The sequence below is a fragment of the Streptomyces spongiicola genome, from assembly GCF_003122365.1.
Lineage (GTDB): Bacteria > Actinomycetota > Actinomycetes > Streptomycetales > Streptomycetaceae > Streptomyces > Streptomyces spongiicola.
Genome location: NZ_CP029254.1, coordinates 6124792 through 6142675, shown reverse-complemented (window position 1 = coordinate 6142675; position 17884 = coordinate 6124792). Strand labels below are relative to the sequence as shown.

16 protein-coding genes are annotated in these 17884 nt (G+C 74.1%); 12 read left to right on the top strand and 4 right to left on the bottom strand.

Going from position 1 to position 17884, the window contains the following annotated elements; all coding sequences use genetic code 11:
• Window positions 1-455: 455 nt before the first annotated feature.
• A complete protein-coding gene (locus DDQ41_RS26765) occupies window positions 456-2021 on the bottom strand; it encodes an SDR family oxidoreductase (RefSeq protein ID WP_109296762.1) in 1566 nt (521 codons plus the stop codon).
• A 534-nt stretch (window positions 2022-2555) separates the two neighbouring features.
• Between DDQ41_RS26765 and DDQ41_RS26760 the strand changes: the two genes are divergently transcribed.
• The 5 genes from DDQ41_RS26760 to DDQ41_RS33130 all read left to right on the top strand — a co-directional run bounded on the left by DDQ41_RS26760 (window position 2556) and on the right by DDQ41_RS33130 (window position 6682).
• Window positions 2556-3095, top strand: coding sequence for a hypothetical protein (locus DDQ41_RS26760; RefSeq protein WP_109296761.1), 540 nt, complete (start codon window positions 2556-2558; stop codon window positions 3093-3095).
• A gap of 33 nt (window positions 3096-3128) precedes the next feature.
• On the top strand, window positions 3129-3254 hold the full coding sequence (locus DDQ41_RS32740) for a hypothetical protein (protein ID WP_262508583.1): 126 nt from the start codon (window positions 3129-3131) through the stop codon (window positions 3252-3254).
• Between the two features lie 452 nt (window positions 3255-3706).
• Window positions 3707-4168: an ATP-binding protein gene (locus DDQ41_RS26755; protein ID WP_245990709.1), complete on the top strand. Its 462-nt coding sequence runs from the start codon at window positions 3707-3709 to the stop codon at window positions 4166-4168.
• 481 nt (window positions 4169-4649) lie between these two features.
• Window positions 4650-5675, top strand: coding sequence for an alcohol dehydrogenase (locus tag DDQ41_RS26750; protein WP_109296759.1), 1026 nt, complete (start codon window positions 4650-4652; stop codon window positions 5673-5675).
• 119 nt (window positions 5676-5794) lie between these two features.
• A complete protein-coding gene (locus DDQ41_RS33130; protein ID WP_109296758.1) occupies window positions 5795-6682 on the top strand; it encodes a GOLPH3/VPS74 family protein in 888 nt (295 codons plus the stop codon).
• A gap of 322 nt (window positions 6683-7004) precedes the next feature.
• Here DDQ41_RS33130 and aspA read toward each other — a convergent pair whose 3' ends face one another.
• Together aspA and DDQ41_RS26735 are read right to left on the bottom strand one after the other, a co-directional pair.
• The gene (gene aspA, locus DDQ41_RS26740) at window positions 7005-8480 is read right to left on the bottom strand and encodes an aspartate ammonia-lyase (protein WP_109296757.1); all 1476 of its coding nucleotides are present in this window, start codon (window positions 8478-8480) and stop codon (window positions 7005-7007) included.
• Window positions 8481-9095: 615 nt separating this feature from the next.
• Complete coding sequence (locus DDQ41_RS26735; protein WP_109296756.1) at window positions 9096-10118, bottom strand: asparaginase; 1023 nt, start codon at window positions 10116-10118, stop codon at window positions 9096-9098.
• A 214-nt stretch (window positions 10119-10332) separates the two neighbouring features.
• On the opposite strand from DDQ41_RS26735, the gene DDQ41_RS26730 reads away from it, so the two are divergent.
• The 4 genes from DDQ41_RS26730 (at window position 10333) to DDQ41_RS26715 (ending at window position 14599) form a co-directional block, all read left to right on the top strand.
• Window positions 10333-10788 (top strand): Lrp/AsnC family transcriptional regulator, encoded by a 456-nt coding sequence (locus DDQ41_RS26730; protein ID WP_109296755.1) that lies wholly within the window; start codon window positions 10333-10335, stop codon window positions 10786-10788.
• A 743-nt stretch (window positions 10789-11531) separates the two neighbouring features.
• Window positions 11532-11927, top strand: coding sequence for a hypothetical protein (locus DDQ41_RS26725; RefSeq protein WP_245990654.1), 396 nt, complete (start codon window positions 11532-11534; stop codon window positions 11925-11927).
• Window positions 11928-12162: 235 nt separating this feature from the next.
• Window positions 12163-12771: a carbonic anhydrase gene (locus DDQ41_RS26720; RefSeq protein WP_109296754.1), complete on the top strand. Its 609-nt coding sequence runs from the start codon at window positions 12163-12165 to the stop codon at window positions 12769-12771.
• A gap of 106 nt (window positions 12772-12877) precedes the next feature.
• Window positions 12878-14599 (top strand): SulP family inorganic anion transporter, encoded by a 1722-nt coding sequence (locus tag DDQ41_RS26715; RefSeq protein WP_262508582.1) that lies wholly within the window; start codon window positions 12878-12880, stop codon window positions 14597-14599.
• Between the two features lie 332 nt (window positions 14600-14931).
• Here the strand turns inward: DDQ41_RS26715 and DDQ41_RS26710 are convergent, their stop codons facing one another.
• Complete coding sequence (locus tag DDQ41_RS26710; protein ID WP_109296753.1) at window positions 14932-15345, bottom strand: arsenate reductase ArsC; 414 nt, start codon at window positions 15343-15345, stop codon at window positions 14932-14934.
• Window positions 15346-15480: 135 nt separating this feature from the next.
• Between DDQ41_RS26710 and DDQ41_RS26705 the strand changes: the two genes are divergently transcribed.
• From DDQ41_RS26705 to DDQ41_RS26695, 3 genes are read left to right on the top strand one after another with little or no spacing between them, the layout of a single operon-like run.
• Window positions 15481-15795: an ArsR/SmtB family transcription factor gene (locus DDQ41_RS26705; RefSeq protein WP_109296752.1), complete on the top strand. Its 315-nt coding sequence runs from the start codon at window positions 15481-15483 to the stop codon at window positions 15793-15795.
• 40 nt (window positions 15796-15835) lie between these two features.
• Window positions 15836-16657, top strand: a complete 822-nt coding sequence (locus DDQ41_RS26700) for an aquaporin (protein WP_109296751.1) — start codon at window positions 15836-15838, stop codon at window positions 16655-16657.
• Window positions 16654-17709, top strand: a complete 1056-nt coding sequence (locus DDQ41_RS26695) for an ArsO family NAD(P)H-dependent flavin-containing monooxygenase (protein WP_109296750.1) — start codon at window positions 16654-16656, stop codon at window positions 17707-17709. Before DDQ41_RS26700 ends, DDQ41_RS26695 begins: the two co-directional genes overlap by 4 nt.
• Window positions 17710-17884: the final 175 nt, after the last annotated feature.

Genomic DNA, 17884 nt, shown 5'->3' with positions numbered 1-17884 from the left:
CGGGAGGGGACGGATCGAAGCGGACGGAAGGGTTCACGGCAGGCGGCGGCGGACGGCAGCAGGAGGCGGACGTGGGCGGCACGACGGCCGAACCGGACGGCCCGGAGGGATCGCAGAGCCCGGGGGAATCGGGGGGCCGGGGGAATCGGGGGGCCGGAGAATTCGGAGGTCACACAGCCGGAGGTCACACAGCCGGAGGTCACAGGATCGCGGCTTGGTGAAGGATGTCGCGGCCCCGCACCGCGCGGCAGCCGCTCCTCCCGGTCTGGCCCCTGACCCGTCCTGCCGCCCACGGCCTTCCCCCGGGCCGGCGCACCCGGCGCCCGCCCCGCTGCCGTTCCGCCCGGGCTGTCCCACCGGAGGCCTTCCCACGACGAACACCGGCCGGATGAACCGGCCAGGGGAGCCGGGGCCGCGGCCGGGGCCGTCCCCTGCCGGACCGCCGGATGCACCCGTCAGCCGGCCCGTGAGGACGGTGCCTCCTCCGGCACCGGATCCGGTGCGCCGGGGCCCGCCGCGGCGGCCTTCTCCGCGGCCCGCGCGATGTTGCGCGCCATGCCTCCGAAGACGACCGCGTGGAAGGGGGAGACGCTCCACCAGTACACGTGCCCGAGCAGCCCGCGCGGGTGGAACAGCGCCCGCTGGCGGTAGCGGGTGCGGCCGCCTTCGCCGCGCTCGGCGCACATCTCCAGCCAGGCGAGACCGGGTAGCCGCATCTCGGCCCGCAGCCGCAGCAGGCGGCCCGGCTCGATCTCCTCGACCCGCCAGAAGTCCAGCGAGTCGCCCACCCTCAGCCGCGCGGCGTCCCGGCGTCCGCGGCGCAGTCCGACGCCGCCGACGAGCCGGTCGAGCCAGCCCCGTACCGCCCAGGCGACCGGGAAGGAGTACCAGCCGTTGTCACCGCCGATCCCCTCGATGACCCGCCACAGGTCCTGCGGTGAGGCGTCGACGTCCAGCGCGCGACGGTCGGTGTAGAGGCTGCCCCCGGCCCAGTCGGGGTCCGTGGGCAGCGGGTCGCTCGGCGCCCCGGGCGGGGCGGCGGAGGACCAGCGGGTGGCGACCTGCGCGTCGCGCACCCGCTGCAACGCCAGCTTCAGGGCTGAGTCCAGGCCGGTCGGGCCTTCGGGCGGGTCGGGTACGTAGCGGGCGATGTCGTGCTCCCGGCAGACGACCTCGTGGCGCAGCGACTCGGCGAGGGGCCGGGCGAGGGACGGCGGCACGGGCGTGACGAGGCCTATCCACAGGCTGGACAGCCGCGGTGTCAGCATCGGCACGCCCAGGATCAGGCGACGGGGAAGCCGGGCCACCTCGGCGTAGCGCCGCATCATCAGCTCGTACGTCACCACGTCCGGCCCGCCGATGTCGAACGAGCGGTTCACGTCCGCCGGCATCCCGGCGCTGCCGACGAGGTAGCGCAGCACGTCCCCGACTGCGATGGGCTGGACGCGGGTGCTCACCCAGCTCGGGGTGACCATGACGGGCAGCCGTTCGGTCAGGTAGCGCAGCATCTCGAAGGACGCGGAGCCGGAGCCGATGACCACGGCCGCGCGCAGTACCGTCGCGGGCACGGGCGAGCGGAGGAAGATCTCGCCGACCTCGGCGCGGGAGCGCAGATGGGGGGAGAGTTCATGCCCGGGCACCGCGGCGGGCGTCAGACCGCCCAGGTAGACGATCCGCCCCACGCCCGCGGCACTCGCCCGCTCGGCGAACGCCGCGGCGGCCTCGCGGTCGGCCTCCTCGAACGACGCCCCGGAGCGGAGCCCGTGGACGAGGTAGTACGCCACGTCCACGTCCCGCAGCGGATCGTCGAGCGAGCCGGGGTCGCTGACATCGCCGCGGATGACCTCGACATCCCCGGCCCAGGGGAGGTCGCGCAGTTTCCCGGGCGAGCGGGCCATGCAGCGGACCCGGTATCCGGCGTCCAGCAGCGCGGGCACCAGCCGACCGCCGATGTACCCGGTCGCGCCCGTCACGAGACAGCGCGGCCCCGCGGAGTCCCGGCCGTCGCCCCGTCCACTCATGCGAACCTCCGATTCCCGCGGATGCACGGACCGCCCGCTCTCCTGTCACCTTGCCTCGCGAAGGATGCTTCCGCTCGGGGAGGGGCGGCGGATGCGGAACGACAGCGGAGCAGTCGAGCCGCGAAGCAGCGGAGCAGTCGAGCCGCGGAGCAGCGGTACGGGCCGGCCGGGCCGCCGGCACCTGCGGCCCCACCTCCCTCCGGTCGGTCGCCGGCTCTGCCGGAGGGCATGGGTACGGCACACGCGAGGGAGCGCCCGGCCGACGCGGCCGGCGGCGCTGAGTGCCGTCCCCCGTACGGCACGCGTCGGCTACGCCGCGGCGAGCGGATCCGGCGCAGGGTGCGGATCCGGCGCAGCGTGCGGATCGCGGCCCTTCCACCCGGCGTGTCGCGCATCCCGGCCGAACACCGCCCGTGGAACGGGGTTTACACCGGACCCCGCCGGTAACCCTCAGTAGCACACAGTCGCCAAGAGAGACGAGAATCCCCGTCCGCAGATCTTCCACACCCACAGATCCCCGTAGAGGAGGACGTCATGTCGATCGGCGCGCTTGCCATCCTCGGGGTGGCCGCCGTCATGATCCTCGCACTCGTCATGGCACGGCCCGTGCGGCGCACACCCCCCGGACGCCTCCGCCCCGGGCTCGACCGGCCCCGGCTGAGGCCCATGAGCCGGAGCGAGGCAGACCAGTACCTGGCCCAATGGTCCGTGATCTCGGAGCAGTTCGTGGAGTCACCCGGCGAGGCGACGGCCAGGGCCCGTCAACTACTGGACACGGTGGCCACGGTGCGCGGACTCCCCACCGCCCCGCAGGAGCTGCGGACGCGCGCCCTGGGCACGCTGTTCCCCGGTCACGCCGAGGCTGCCCGCAGGCTGCGCGAAGCCTCCGAACTGGCGGCGGCGGGGAAGGGGGACATGGAGACCATGCGCCAGGCGATGCTGGCCGGCCGTGCGCTGCTGGCGGAACTGGTGACGGCCGCGCCCCGCGTTCCCGACGTGGCACCGGTCTCGCAGCGCAGGACCGTGCCGGGCCGGCGGGTCCCACCACCGCGCTCGGCGACCCTCCATCCCTGAGGCCCGCTGCTCCGTACGGCACGGATGCCCGATGTGCTGTTGTCCGAGGTGGTGACGCCTGAGGTGGTGGGACCCGAGGAGGTGGGACCCGAGGCGCTGCTGTCCAAGGTGCTGGGGCCCGCCCGAGGCGCCGGTGTCCTCAGGTCCACGAGTCCGTGAGGCCCTCGCTCTCCCGCGAGAGGCACTCCATGGCACCTCGCGCCCCGAAGCCCACGCGGCCGCGGGATCGGGCCGCCGTGAGTTCCGCCGGGCCGAGGCATGCCGTCCCGGCACGACGGTAGGGGGTGGTCGGCGGCCCTCGGCCGGAGCCCGGACCGCCGGCACGGGCACGGGCACCGCAATCGGCACCGGCACCGGCACCGGCACCGGCGGAGCGTCCGGCAGACCGGGAGGGTGCGTCCCCCGGTCGGGGGACGCACCCTCCCGGTCTGCCGGCGCGACGGCGTGCCTGCCTGCGCCCGGCCCTCGGTCGCACCGGCCCGTGGAGGGCCGGATCGGACGGCACCAGGCGAACACCTCTCGGCCGCCGGGTGAGGAAGGCATTCTTCTGGGTAAGCGGCTTTCGCGGAACGCGAATTGCCCGGGGCAACGAGAAGCACGCGGGGGTGACCATGCTGTCAGGCGACGTGGCCGGGGACCACCGGCCTGCGCGGCCACCGGTGCCGGCGAGCGCGGCCGCCGCCCGCGACCAGGTCGAACGGCTGCTGGAGGAGCACTTCCGGGGGGCACCTCGACACGGGGCGCCGACGGTGGCCCTGACAGACGCTCTGCTGGTCGCCTCGGAGTTGGTGACCAACGCGATCCGGCACGGGGGCGGTGTCACCGGCTTCGCGGCCCGGGTGACCGGCGAAGGGCTGGTGCTGACGGTGCGGGACCGCAGCCCAGAGGCGCCTACCGTGCGTCTCCGCACCGAGGGACACGCGTTTCCCATGGGCGGCTACGGCTGGCCGCTCGTCCAACGGCTCGCCACCCGCATCCACATCGCGCCGGTGCGCGAGGGGAAGACCATAAGGGTCCTTCTCCCCCTCACCCCGGACCCTTCGCCGGAACCCGGCCCGTCCCGTTCACGCTGACCCCCGCGGATGAAGTTCGCACCGACGTCCCACGCGTGAAGGGGGTGCCCGGGCACCCCGTTGCCCGCGGGTGGGACCGGAGGAGCACCTCCGCGCAGAGACCTCCCCTCGACCGGCCCGGACACCCCGCTCCGGGCACCCAGGTCCGGCGGAGACTCACCCCGCCCGGAGACTCACCCGGCCCGGGCACCCAGGTCCGGCGGAGACTCACCCCGCTCCGGACACCCCGGCCCGGAGACTCATCCGGCCCGGAAGACGCCTCGCCGTCACCGGAAGCCGCGCGCATGGCTCGGCACCGATCCCGTCCCCCCTCACCTCCGTTCCCACCGCCCATCCGCGCCCTCTCCGCGCCCCTCCCCGCCCTCTCCGCGCCCGCCCCGCGCCCGCCCCGCGCCCCTCCTCGCCCTCGGCGCGCGGGATCGGGCCTGGGCTGGTTCGCTGGACTGCGGGGGCCGTCCGAGCTGTCCTGGGAGAGATCCGGATGAGTACCTATCGAGTCGCGCAGGTCACCACCGCCCGAGGGCCGTTCGAGGTCGTCGAGCGCGAGGTGCCGCAACCCGGTCCCTGCCATGTGCGGATCACCGTCGAGGCCTGCGGAATCTGCCACAGCGACGCCTTCTTCGTGGCTGCCGCGCTGCCGGGTGTCACCTTCCCGGTGGTCCCCGGCCACGAGATCGCCGGACGCATCGACGCCCTGGGCGACGGCCTCCAGGGCTGGGGCTGGGAGGTCGGCGACCGGGTGGCCGTCGGCTGGTTCGGAGGCAGCTGCGGTCACTGCGTCTCCTGCCGGCGGGGCGACTTCATCGTGTGCGAGAACCTCAAGGTGCCGGGATGGGCGTACGACGGAGGCTTCGCGGAGTCCGTCATCGCGCCGGTCGACGCCCTGGCACGGATTCCCGACGCGCTGACGGCCGCCGACGCGGGGCCGATGGCCTGCGCCGGAGTGACCACCTACAACGGGCTGCGGCGCAGTGCGGCCCGGCCGGGCGATCTCGTCGCCGTGCTCGGTATCGGCGGTCTCGGCCACCTCGCGGTGAAGTACGCGGTCGCGATGGGCTTCGAGACCGTGGCGATCGCCCGCGGAGCGGAGAAGGCCGGCCTCGCCCGGCGGCTCGGCGCCCACCACTACGTCGACAGCACGGCCGGCACGTCCGTCGCCGAGGCCCTGCGGACCCTCGGCGGTGCCAGGGTCGTCCTCGCGACGGCGGCCAACTCGGCGGCCATCACGGCCAGTGTGGACGGGCTGGCGCCTCGCGGCGAGTTGGTGGTGATCGGCGCAGATCCCAAGGCGCTGGGCATCAACCCGCTGCAACTGCTGATGAGCGGCCGGGTCGTCCGCGGCCACCCGTCCGGCACCGCACAGGACGTACAGGACGTGTTGGAGTTCAGCGCCCTGCGCGGGATCCGTCCGACGGTCGAGACCCTGCCGCTGGCCTCGGTCGGCGAGGCGTACCAGAGGATGCTGTCGGGCGGCGCCCGTTTCCGGATGGTACTGACCTCGGGCTGACCGGCCCCTCGGCCCCACCGGCCCGATCACCATCGGGGTACCGGCCGCATGTCGTTCGCGTATGGTGGCGGCACCGAGCGCGCCCCCTTCCCCGGCAGTCTCACGAGCGGACGTTCTCCATGACCACTTCACGCGATCTGATGATCATCGCAATGGACGCGGCACCGGGCCGCCACGTCGAGCAGGGCGATCTGTCACTCGCGCTCGCGGCGGCTGAGGTCATCGACCTGCTCGCCGTCGAGGCCGCCACCCTGGACGGCGACCGCATCGTGCCCGGCCTCGGCCCTGCCACAGACGATCCGCTGCTGAGCCGGGCCGTTTCGTCCCTGGTCCGACAGGCTCCGTACGAACCGGTCGGCGACTGGCTCTGGCGCAGGGGCCGGGGCCTGTCCGCGGAGTATCTGGCCGTGCTCGAGGCGGAGGGGCTCTTCGGGCGGCAGCGCCGCCGCGGGCTGTTCTCCCGGGCGCGCCGGGATGTGCCGGCCGACACGCCCGCCCGGCGCGCGGCGGTGGAACGGCTCGCCTCGGCCGAGCCGGTCCTGGCGGCACTGGCGTCGGCCCTGGGGCTTTACGACGCCGGCGTACCCGGCGTATCCGTCGTACCCGGCACAGCCCACGGGTGGGACGGGCGGGACGGGCGGGACGGGCGGGACGGGCGGGACGGGCGGGACGGACACCAGGACCCGGTCGGAAGCGACCGAGTCGGAGATGACCGGAACGGGAGGGACGGAGTCGATGCCCCGGACGGACACGACGGAACCGGGCGGGGGCTCCTGGACGGGACGCCCGAAGGCGACGGGAGCGGCCGGGAGACCGGAAGGCGGGAGGTCCGGGAGGATGTCGGCTCCGGCGGCTCCTCCGGCGGCTCCTCCGGCACCTCGACCGGCGTGTCGGACGACGTCGACACCGTGCTGGCGGCCGTGCTCGACGCCCTGACGGAGTTGCAGGCGATCCGGCATCGACGCGCCATCGAGCAGGCCGCGTTCGACAACGTCTGGCGAGGCTAGTGCCGCGTCGGGCGACGTTCGCCCCGTCGCGACGCCCGGCACGGCGACTCGCCGCGTCGCCGAACCAACCGGGTAGGCCCACTGCGAGGCCGATCCGGCGCATGGCACCGCACCGCACCGGACGCCGCCGAAGGGCAAACCCTGCCTGACGCGGCACTAGGACCCGCCGGGCAGCGCCCCCGCACGCGCTTCCGGCGGCCGCCCTGCCGCCGCCCCGCCGCCGCCCCGCTGCCGACCTCCGCCGCCGCCCTGCCGACGTGGGCACGAGCCGGCGCGGGGGCAGGGGCCGACGCCGGGGCATGGGACGGCGGAGCTCCGGGACTCAGGTGGCGGTGGGCCGGGCCGGTCGGCGGCCGTGCGGGCGGGCGAGGTTGTCCGGCAGCAGGATGAGCCCGAGCTGCTCCTCCGTCAGCAGGCCCTTGTCGAGGACGAGTTCGTGGACGCTGCGGCCGGTGCTCAGCGCCTCCTGGGCGACGGCGGTGGCCTGCTCGTAGCCGATGTGCGGGTTGAGAGCCGTCGCCAGGCCGATGGAGCGGGAGACGAGGTCCGCGAGGTGCTCCCGGTTGGCGGTGATGCCGGTGACACACCGCTCGGCGAGGGTCAGACAGCCGGCCCGCAGATGGGTCAGGCTCTTCAGCAGGCTGTGGGCGATCACCGGTTCGAAGGCGTTCAGCTGGAGCTGCCCGGCCTCGGCGGCCATGGTCACGGCCATGTCGTTGCCGACGACCTCGAAGGCTATCTGGTTGACGACTTCGGGGACGACCGGGTTGACCTTGCCGGGCATGATGCTCGAACCTGCCTGCACCGGAGGCAGGTTGATCTCGGCGAAACCGGCGCGCGGCCCGCAGGACAGCAGCCGCAGGTCGTTGCAGGTCTTGGAGAGCTTGACGGCGATCCGCTTGAGCACACCGGACAGCTGGACGAAGGCACCGGCGTCCTGGGTGGCCTCGACGAGGTCCTCCGCGACGGTCAGCGGCAGGCCGGTGACGGCCCGGAGGTTCCGGACGGCCGTCTCCGCGTACCGGGGATGGGCGTTGAGCCCGGTGCCGATGGCCGTACCGCCGAGGTTGATCTCGCGGATGAGTTCACGGGCCTCGGTGAGCCGCTTGTGGTCCTCGCCGAGCATCACGGCGTACGTCGCGAACTCCTGGCCCAGGGTCATGGGCACCGCGTCCTGAAGCTGCGTACGGCCCATCTTGAGGACGTCGGCGAACTCCTCGGCCTTCGCGTCGAAGGCCGCACGCAGCACCTCCATCGCGTCCAGCAGCCGCTGGGCGGCGAGGTCGAGGGCGATCTTCACGGCAGTGGGGTAGACGTCGTTGGTGCTCTGGCCGGCGTTGACGTCCTCCAGCGGGTGCAGCCTCGTGTACTCGCCCCTGCGATGGCCGAGGAGTTCCAGGGCCCGGTTGGCGACGACCTCGTTGGCGTTCATGTTCGTGGACGTGCCCGCACCGCCCTGGATCACGTCGACCACGAACTCGCGGTGGAGTTTCCCGGCCCGTATCTCCTCGCACGCGGCGACGATCGCCGCCGCCTTGACCCCGTCGAGCAGGCCGAGTTCGCGGTTGGCGAGCGCCGCGGCCTGCTTGACGGAGGCGAGGGCGGTCACGAGGTCCGGATAGGCCGAGACGGCGGTGCCGGTGATGGGGAAGTTCTCGACGGCCCGCAGGGTGTGGATGCCGTAGTAGGCGTCCGCGGGGACGTCGCGCTCGCCGAGCAGGTCGTGCTCGCGTCGGAACGTGCCGCCGGGGGCTTCGTCGCGGGGGTCGTCGGAGGGGAGTCGGTCGTACGTGGGCATGGCGCTGCGGGCTTTCGTGTCGGGTGGCGGGTACGCGAGGGGGCGGATACGGGGACGCGGCGGGTATGCGGAGGGGAGGTGACGGACAAACGGACTCGACGGACAAACGGACTTGACGGACACACGGACACACGGATGCACGGACACACGGACATGACGGGTAGGCGGAGGTGGCGGATACGGGTAGGCGGAGGGGACGGACACACCGACGTGGCGGCTACGCCTGCGCGGGGGCCGGACGCCTGCGGCAGCGGGCCCGGGCGGCTCGGGCGGGCGGATGGGCGGCTCGGGCGGGCGGATGGGGGGGAGTCCCGCCCGGCCTTCGGACGGACGGAGGACCTCCGCGACGGGCCGTACGTGTGTACCCGCCGTACGTGCTGTACGCGCTGTACGCGCTGTACGCGCTGTACGTACCGCGGGGCTGTACGCGCCGTACGCAACCCCGGCGGGCGCGCGACGACGGCTGCGGCACCTCACCGCATTGCCGGATCGCCCGAATACACCCGGTATGAGGACATCCCTCCGCCTCCGGCTCCGGCTCCGGCTCCGTCTCCGTCTGGCGATGCGTCGCATCCGGCGCCGAGCGCTGGTCCACCGGGGGCTTCGGGTCAGCCCTCAGACGCGGGCCAGGTCCGTCGGGATGGCGCCGGCGGCCGCCGGTTCGCCGAGCGCATGGCGCAGCAGCCGCGCTCCTTCCCGGGGGTCGGCGGTGGCGAGCAGCGCGCTCACCACGGCGATCCGGGCCTGACCGGCGCGGAGGGTCCCGGTCGGCACGGCGCCCGCGGCCACGAGGTCCACGGCGCCGCCATAGGTGTAGATCTCGGTGACCGGGCCGGCCTGCACCCGGGTGGTCAGCGCGACGAGCACGCCGCGGGAGGTGGCGGCGGCGACGGCCTCGGCGATCTCCGGGGTCGCGTTCCCCGCCCCGGTGGCCACCAGGACGATGCCCCGGGCCCCGGCGTCGAGCGCGGCGTTGAACATCAGGGCGTCGGCGTCGCAGTGGTGCATGACCATGTCCACACGGGGAACGGCGGCCTCCGGGACGGCGGGCAGCGGAAGCGCCGCCGGGCGCAGCGGTCGGCGCAGGACGGAGACCCTGCCGAAGCCGATGTTCCCCAGACGGGTGCCGGAAGGGTCGGCGAAGGCGTCGGGGGCGAGGGTCTGGGTCTTGACCGTGCCTCGGGCCGGATGCACCTTGCCGTCGAAGACGATCACAACGCCAAGGCCCCGGGTCGTCGCAGCGGTCAGCAGGGCGTCGTGGAGGTTGCCGGGTCCGTCGCCGTCCACCGCCCCGAGGGGCAGCTGGGCGCCGGTGAAGACCACCGGGCGCGGGTCGTCGTGGTGGAGGTCCACCAGGAAGGCGGACTCCTCGAGGGTGTCCGTGCCGTGGGTGACGACGATGCCGTCGACCCCGGGGTCCTCGAACACCTCGTGGACGGTGCGGAGGAGGGTCAGCTGGTGGCGGGTGGTGAGCCGGGCGCTGTTCACGCTGCCGAGGTCGACGACCTCGGCGCTGACGCCCTCCGGCAGCGGGGCGGTGGCCATGACCTCGCCGCCGGCGGCCGCGGCGGCGAATCCGGCTCCCTGCCGGCGGCTGGCTATCGTCCCTCCGGTACTGATGACGACGATCCGTCCCACAGTGCGCGTTCCTCCTCGGTTCGGGGGCGTGCCCCGGGGCGGCTGTTCCCACGAAACGCGCGGCCCGGCCCCACTCGTGGCTCCGGCCGGGCAGCGCCCCATGGCTGACTCCGGCGGCGGCCGGAGCGGCGGCCGCAATCATAGAAGTTCTCGTGCGCAATGTGTTCGCGACTTCAGCCACCCCTTCAGCGTCGCCATGGTGGATGATTGCGTCATGGACGAGATCGACAGGGCAATCTTGCGCGAGCTCCAGAACGACGGCCGGCTGAGCAACCAGGAACTGGCCCAGCGCATCGGCCTCACCCCCTCCCCCTGCATGCGCCGCGTCCGGCAGTTGGAGCAGGACGGCGTGATCCGGGGCTACCGGGCGGTCATCGACCCTGACGCCGTCGACCGGGGGTTCGAGGTGCTGGTCTCCATCGAGGTAGCGCGCGACCGCGAGGTGGTCGAGTCCTTCGAGGCGGCCCTCCAGGACATTCCGGACGTGATCGAGGCGTACCGCCTCTTCGGCAGCCCGGGGTGTCTGCTGCGTATCGCGGTGAGCGACCTCCGGGCCTACGAACGGCTGTGGATCGAGCGGTTGACGGCGCTGTCCGGTGTCACCGAGGTCAACTCGCAGATCATCATGAAACGGATCAAGGAACCGCGTGGACTGCCGGTGGACGGCTGAACCGCACCCTCGAACCACCGACGGACTGAACCGCCCCCTCACACACACGGACCGGCGGTGGGAAGCCGGACCGCCCCCGCGGACCGCCGACGGGCAGCCGGGCCGCCGACACGCGCGCGACCGGAACTCCCCGTGAACGCCGGGCGCCCGCGCCGAGGAGCGCCGCCCCGACCCGCGCCCGACCGGAGCCCGCCCCGCGTACCGTACGCACCCGAACGGGACCGACCCGCGCACCGTACGAACCCGAACGGAGCCAACCCCCGCACCGTACGCACCCGACCGGGACCGACCCGCGCCCGGGTGACGGCACCCCCTCGGGTCCGTGCGCCACCACCCCGACCCCGACCGCCGCCCCGACCGCCGCCCCGACCGCCGCCCCGACCGCGGGACCGGGTACGGGTACGGGCCGCACACCGACTCCCGACTCCCCGGCTCCCCGGCTCCCACGCGCCGCAGCACCGGGCGACGGCGGCACGGCGGGCATCGAGGCGGAGTCCCACGGGCAGCACCGGATCGCTTCCGCTCCCGGCCCGTCCCGATGCGCCGCCGTGCGCCCCGTTACCAGGCGTCGTGGACGGCGTTAGCCGTACCGCGAACGGACGCCCACGGGTGGCAGCGGAATGCGACGCGAACCAGGCTGACTACACCACATAATGCGAAATCCGCAGAAATCAACCGAAAACCGTGGCAAAGGAACGGTAATGTTCGGCCCGGCGCAGCACTGACATCCAAGGAGTTGGGCAGTGATCTCACGTGTGTCAGCGGGCATTCTGCTGATCTGCGCGGTGCTGCTGCACGTGGTGACTCCGCTGTGCGCCAACCCCGGCACACCCCGGGCCGAGGCGGCCGTCGTCTCCGCCGAGAACAGGAACCCCCACACCGCGGTCATCGTCGCCAGCGCCGACGGCGCCGGGCTCCATCACGACGAGTACGAACCGCGCAACCACCCCTCGCGGCTCGCCCCGCTCAGCACCCATGCCCCCGCCGGGCACGGCGGGGGCAGCACCGGCCAGGGCGGCGCCCCGGACGAGACCGCCGGCCCGCCGCCCGCCGCCTCGGCCGGCACCGCGAGACACAGCCGGAACCCGGGCGCCGCACCGGCGCCGACCCTGAGCGGCCTGCAGTCGTTCCGCTGCTGACCGGCAGGTGCGCCGCCGGGCACCGTCCTGCCGAGTCCCCGGGCAAGCCCAGGGGACACCCATGGAAAGCCCAGGGAAGCCCCATGGCAAGCCCCGGGGAAACCCCGGGGAAGCCCCAGGGGCGCAGGCCCGGTGCCGGTCGACGCCCTGTGACAGGACGTCGACATCGCGGCGGCGCACCCCTCTTCGACAGAGCAGACACCCTCCGCATCGAAGAGACCGAGGTAAGACCGTCATGCAGTCACTCGTAGAGAACGCCCGCCGGTTCCCGGCACGGATCGCCGGCCGGCAGGACGCCTACGCGGCGCTCGCGCGGGGGCAGCGCCCCCAGGCGCTGTTCATCACCTGCTCCGACTCCCGGGTGATCCCCTCCCTGATCACCGGCGCCGAGCCCGGCGACGTCTTCGAGGTGCGCACCGCCGGGAACATCGTGCCCCCCTGGCAGCCGCAGGCGGCCTGCGCGGTCGGAGGCAGCCTGGAGTTCGCCCTTGAGGCCCTGGAGGTGCCCGACATCGTCGTGTGCGGGCACTCGCACTGCGGCGCCGTCCAGGGCCTGCTGCGGGAGCAGGACGTCCGGAGCATGCCGCTGGTACGGGACTGGCTCACCAGGGCCGGGCACCGCACCGGCCGGGACACACCCGCGGAGACGTCGCCCACCGACGGGGAACTGGCAACCGCCGTACAGCGGCACGTACTCACCCAGCTGAACCATCTGCGGACCTACCCCTGCGTCACCCGGCGGCTGGAGACGGGCCGGCTGCGGCTGCACGCCTGGTACTACACGGTCGAGACCGGCGAGGTCCTCGCCCGCGAACCGGACGGTGACACCTTCCGACCCCTGTGATCCGGGCCGGCACCCCGGCCACCGGCACCGGCGGCGGGCCCCGAGGGGCCCGCCGCACCGGCGCAGACGCCCACGACGTTCCTTCCTCATCTCCCGAGAGAACGCCATGCCCCTGATCACCGCAGAGCGCCGGCGCACCCTGCGCGCCGACGTCACCGCCTCCCTCGTCGTCTTCCTCGTCGCCCTGCCGCTGTGCGTGGGCGTGGCCGTCGCCTCCGGCGTACCGGCCGAACTCGGCCTCATCACCGGCATCGTCGGCGGTCTGGTCACCGGGCTGCTGCCCGGCAGCAGCCTCCAGGTCAGCGGCCCGGCGGCCGGGCTGACCGTCCTCGTGTTCACGGCGGTGTCCGACTACGGGCTGCCCGCGCTGGGCGTGATCGTGCTCGGCGCCGGGCTGATCCAGGTCGCGCTCGGCGCCCTGCGACTCGGCCGCTGGTTCCGCGCCATCTCGCTGGCCGTCGTCCAGGGCATGCTCGCCGGCATCGGACTGGTCCTGATCGCCGGTCAGCTCTACGCCCTGGCGGACGCCAAGGCCCCGGGCGGCGGTCTGGCCGACCTCGCGGGCCTGCCCCGGCTGGTGCTCGCCACGCTCACGTCGCAGCAAGCCCTCCTGGCCCTCGCCGTGGGTGTCGGCACGGCCCGGCTCATCGCCGTGTGGCCGCGCGTCTCGGGGCGGGCCGGGGTGGTGCCGGGGGCCCTCGTCGCGGTGGGTGCCGCGACCGCGCTGACGGCCCTGCTCGACCTGCCGATCTCCCGGGTCGAGGTCCGCGGACTGCTGCACGCGATCCAGCCGCCCGGGCTGTCCGACGCCGCGCGCCTCGCGGACGTCGGGCTCGCCGCCACGGTCGTGGCGTTCGCGCTGATCGCCTCGGCCGAGAGCCTCTTCAGCGCCAACGCCGTGGACCGCCTCCATTCCGGCCGCCGCACCGACTACGACAAGGAACTGGTGGCGCAGGGCGCGGGCAACACCGTCTGCGGCCTGCTGGGGTCGCTGCCGATGACCGCCGTCATCGTGCGCAGCTCCGCGAACGTCCGGGCCGGGGCGCGTACCAAGCTCTCACGGGTGCTGCACGGCGTATGGCTCCTGATCTTCGTCGCCCTCCTGCCGCAGGCGCTGTCCTACGTCCCGACCGCGGCACTCGCCGGCGTCCTCATCCACGCGGGGTGGAAGCTGATCCCGGTGCGGGAGATCAGGCCGCTGTGGCGCGACCACCGCGGCGAGGCCGTAGTCCTCCTCGTCACGGCGGCGGCGATCGTGACGACGAACATGTTCGAGGGCGTGCTCATCGGTCTGCTGCTCGCCGTCGTCAAGACGGCATGGGCCATGTCCCACGTCCACATCTCGGTCTCCGACACCGGGGCCGGGGCCGGGGGCGGGAGCGGGGGCGTACGGGTCCGGCTCACGGGCAATGCCACGTTCCTGCGGCTGCCCCGCATCCTGGACACTCTGGAGGCACTCCCGCAGCGTCATGTGGAACTCGACCTCTCCGGGGTGCGCCACCTGGACCACGCGTGCATGACGGCGTTGCAGGGCTGGGCGGACGAGCGCAACGCCCACATCTCGCAGCCGGCGGCGGAGGCCGGCGCACTCGGAGGCCCCGAGACGGCCGAGGCGGCGGGCAGCACCCCGGAACACCCCGACACTGCCGGGGCCGCGGGCAGCATCCCGGGACACCCCGACACTGCCGGGGTGCGCAACGCCCACATCTCGCAGCCGGCCGCGGAGGCCGGCGCACTCGGAGGCCCCGAGGCGGCCGGGGCCGCGGGCAGCGCGGGCGGGCCGGCTCACAGTCCGGCCGCTCCGCACCCCAAGGGGCCCCCGGCCTGAGGGCTCGGCCCCGTCCCCGCGGTGGGGAACACACCGGACCCCACCCGGAGCACGTTCACCGGGAGCACTCCCACCCGGAGCCCTCCATCGGGAGCGCTCCCCACCCGGATCGCCCTGAGGTGGGTCGCGTGCGGCGTTCCTGAAGCCCTCCGGCGGCTGACGGCACACCGCCCGCGACGCGCCGGCGTCCGCCCGCCCCGGTGGCGACCGGGGCGGGCGGAGACCGGGGCGGGCGGAGACCGGGGCGGGCGGAGACCGGGGCGGGCGGAGACCGGGGCGGGCGAGAGCCGGTCTGTCCCGGCGAGGCCGCGCGCAGACGCCTCCCGGGCCGGTCAGGCGGTCCGCTCCGGCGCGACTTCCTCGATGAGCCCCTCGACGAGCTTCCTGATCTCGTCGCGGATCGGGCGTACGGCCTCCACTCCCCGGCCGGCGGGGTCCTCCAGCGTCCAGTCCAGGTAGCGCTTGCCGGGGAAGACCGGGCAGGTGTCGCCGCAGCCCATGGTGATGCAGACGTCGGACTCCCTGACCGCGTCCACGGTGAGGATCTTCGGCGTCTCGGCGGAGATGTCGATGCCGACCTCCCGCATGGCCTCGACCGCGGCCGGGTTGACCTGCCCGGCGGGAGCGGAGCCGGCGGAGCGGACCTCGATTCGGCCGCCGGCCAGGTGGGACAGCCAGCCGGCGGCCATCTGGGAGCGGCCGGCGTTGTGGACGCAGACGAACAGGACGGAGGGCTTCTCGGCCATCGCGGGTCTCTCTCTTGTCTCGCGTACGGGCTTGTCTCGCGTACGGCGTCTTGCCCCTGTCACGCGGGGGCATCAGGCACGAATGACATCAGCACCTGGTGGCGTCAGCGGCCACTGATATGAGAGTATCAGCCCATGATGACGTCAGTCGACACTGATCTGATTCGGGTCCTGGCCGACCCGCTCAGGCTGCGGATCGTGACCCTCCTCGCCGGGGAGACGCTCTGCACCAGCCACCTCGTCGAGGAGACCGGCGCCCGGCAGACGAATCTCTCCAACCACCTGAAGGTGCTGCGCGAAGCGGGCGTGGTCGAGACCGAGCCGTGCGGGCGCTTCACCTACTACCGGCTCAAGCCCGACGTCATCGAGTCACTCGCCGGCCGGTTCGCCGAACTGGCGAGGACCGCGCGCGCCACCGCCGAGGCCGACCTCAGGCGTTCCTGCCCCTGATCAGCGCGCCCCGCGCGACCGCACGCATCAAGGAGTTCCGTTGAGCGCCACCGAGGCCGCTTCCGCCCGCCCGGCCGATCCCACCGCGTCTCCCTCCGATCCCACCGCGTCTCCGGCCGTCGACCCGCAGCCCGCGCCGGGCGCCACGCCGCCCCGCGCCCCCCGCGCCCCCCTCGCCGCCCGGGCGGCGGCCGAACTGGTGGGGACCGCCGCCCTGGTGGCCGTCGTCGTCGGCTCCGGAATCCAGGCCACCGGTCTCACCCGCGACGTCGGCCTCCAGCTCCTGGCCAACTCGATGGCCACGGTCTTCGGGCTCGGCGTGCTGATCGTCCTGCTCGGCCCGGTCTCCGGAGCCCACTTCAACCCCGCGGTGACACTCGCGGAAGTGTGGACCGCGCGGCGCGGCGGCGGCGTCACCGCCCGGGAGGCCGCGGTGTACGTCCCGGCCCAGATCACGGGTGGGATCACGGGCGCGGTCCTCGCCGGCGCCATGTTCGGCGAGCCGCTGGTGGAGTGGTCGACGCACGAGCGGTCCGCCGGGAACCTCCTGCTCGGCGAGGTCGTGGCCACCGCCGGGCTGATCCTGCTGGTCTTCGGCCTGGCACGCACCGACCGGCTCCGGTTCGCGCCCGCGGCGGTCGCCTCCTACATCGGCGCCGCCTACTGGTTCACCTCCTCCACGTCCTTCGCCAACCCGGCGGTGACGATCGGACGGGCTTTCACCGACACCTTCGCCGGCATCGCCCCGTCCTCCGTCCCCGGGTTCGTCGGCGCCCAACTCGCCGGCGCCGTCGTCGGCCTGGCCCTGGTGGCACTCGTCTTCGGGCCCGGCCGACCCGCCGAGGAGCGCCCGGCGGCATGACCCGGCGGACACGGGTGGTGGTGATCGGCGGCGGCCAGTCCGGACTGGCCGCCGGCTACCATCTGCGCCGCCTCGGCATCGACTTCACCGTCCTCGACGCCCAGGCCGCGCCGGGCGGGGCCTGGCAGCACGCCTGGGACTCCCTCCGCCTGTTCTCCCCGGCGGCCTTCTCCTCGCTGCCCGGCCGGCTCATGCCGCCCCGGCCCGGCGAGCCGTACCCGGACGCCCGGCACGTGGTGGACTATCTCGCCGACTACGAGAAGCGCTACGAACTGCCGGTGCAGCACGGAGCCCAGGTCCACGGCGTACACCGCGACGGCCCCCTGCTGCGGGTCGAAACCGAAACCGGCGGCTGGCGGGCCGGTGCCGTGATCAGCGCGACCGGCACCTGGTCACGGCCGTTCCTGCCGGCGGTGCCCGGCCGCGCCTCCTTCCGGGGCGAACAACTCCACGCGGTCGGCTACCGCCGGCCGCGGGACTTCGCCGGGAAGCGCGTCATCGTCGTCGGCGGCGGCAACTCGGGCGCCCAGATCGCGGCCGACCTCGCCGGGCACGCCGACCTCGTCTGGGCCACCCGGCGCCCGCCCCGCTTCCTTCCCGACGACGTCGACGGGCGCGTGCTGTTCGACGTCGCCACCGCGCGCCGCAGGGCCCTTGAAGCGGGCCGTACCGATACCGGGGGTGTGGCGTCACTGGGCGACGTCGTCGCGGTACCGCCTGTCCGATACGCCCGGGACCGAGGACTGCTCCGGTCCACGACGATGTTCACCCGGCTGACGGCCCACGGCGCGGAGTGGCCCGACGGCACCCGGGCCGAGGCGGACGCCGTCATCTGGTGCACCGGCTTCCGGCCGGCGCTCTCCCACCTCACCCCCCTCGGGCTCAGGGGCCCGCGCGGCCGTATCGCCACGTCGGGTACCCGGGCCGCCGGCGAGCCGCGTCTGCATCTCCTCGGCTACGGAGACTGGACCGGCCCCGCCTCCGCCACCCTCGTCGGGGTCGGCCGCACCGCCCGGGACGCGGCACGCGAGATCGCCGCCCTGTCGGCGTGACGAACCCCCTCGGCGTCCTCGTCCTCCCCGAAAGGGCAGCCGGACGCCGGACGCCTCCCACCGGGGTCGGGGACGGCCTGGGTACGGGCGGTCCCCGGCGAACCGCGCCGCCCCGGCCGCCGCGGCGCTCCGCCGGGGTGCCGGGGCGACCGGGTTCGCCTGGAGGGTGGGCCGG

What these genes read in the sequence shown, in the direction of transcription:
- aspA (WP_109296757.1), bottom strand. Translation starts at nt 8,480, where the DNA reads ATGCCCACGTACGACCGACTCCCCTCCGACGACCCCCGCGACGAAGCC.
- DDQ41_RS26695 (WP_109296750.1), top strand. Translation starts at nt 16,654, where the DNA reads ATGACCCGGCGGACACGGGTGGTGGTGATCGGCGGCGGCCAGTCCGGA.
- DDQ41_RS26730 (WP_109296755.1), top strand. Translation starts at nt 10,333, where the DNA reads ATGGACGAGATCGACAGGGCAATCTTGCGCGAGCTCCAGAACGACGGC.
- DDQ41_RS26715 (WP_262508582.1), top strand. Translation starts at nt 12,878, where the DNA reads ATGCCCCTGATCACCGCAGAGCGCCGGCGCACCCTGCGCGCCGACGTC.
- DDQ41_RS26720 (WP_109296754.1), top strand. Translation starts at nt 12,163, where the DNA reads ATGCAGTCACTCGTAGAGAACGCCCGCCGGTTCCCGGCACGGATCGCC.
- DDQ41_RS26760 (WP_109296761.1), top strand. Translation starts at nt 2,556, where the DNA reads ATGTCGATCGGCGCGCTTGCCATCCTCGGGGTGGCCGCCGTCATGATC.
- DDQ41_RS26705 (WP_109296752.1), top strand. Translation starts at nt 15,481, where the DNA reads ATGATGACGTCAGTCGACACTGATCTGATTCGGGTCCTGGCCGACCCG.
- DDQ41_RS26765 (WP_109296762.1), bottom strand. Translation starts at nt 2,021, where the DNA reads ATGAGTGGACGGGGCGACGGCCGGGACTCCGCGGGGCCGCGCTGTCTC.
- DDQ41_RS33130 (WP_109296758.1), top strand. Translation starts at nt 5,795, where the DNA reads ATGACCACTTCACGCGATCTGATGATCATCGCAATGGACGCGGCACCG.
- DDQ41_RS26710 (WP_109296753.1), bottom strand. Translation starts at nt 15,345, where the DNA reads ATGGCCGAGAAGCCCTCCGTCCTGTTCGTCTGCGTCCACAACGCCGGC.
- DDQ41_RS26755 (WP_245990709.1), top strand. Translation starts at nt 3,707, where the DNA reads ATGCTGTCAGGCGACGTGGCCGGGGACCACCGGCCTGCGCGGCCACCG.
- DDQ41_RS26750 (WP_109296759.1), top strand. Translation starts at nt 4,650, where the DNA reads ATGAGTACCTATCGAGTCGCGCAGGTCACCACCGCCCGAGGGCCGTTC.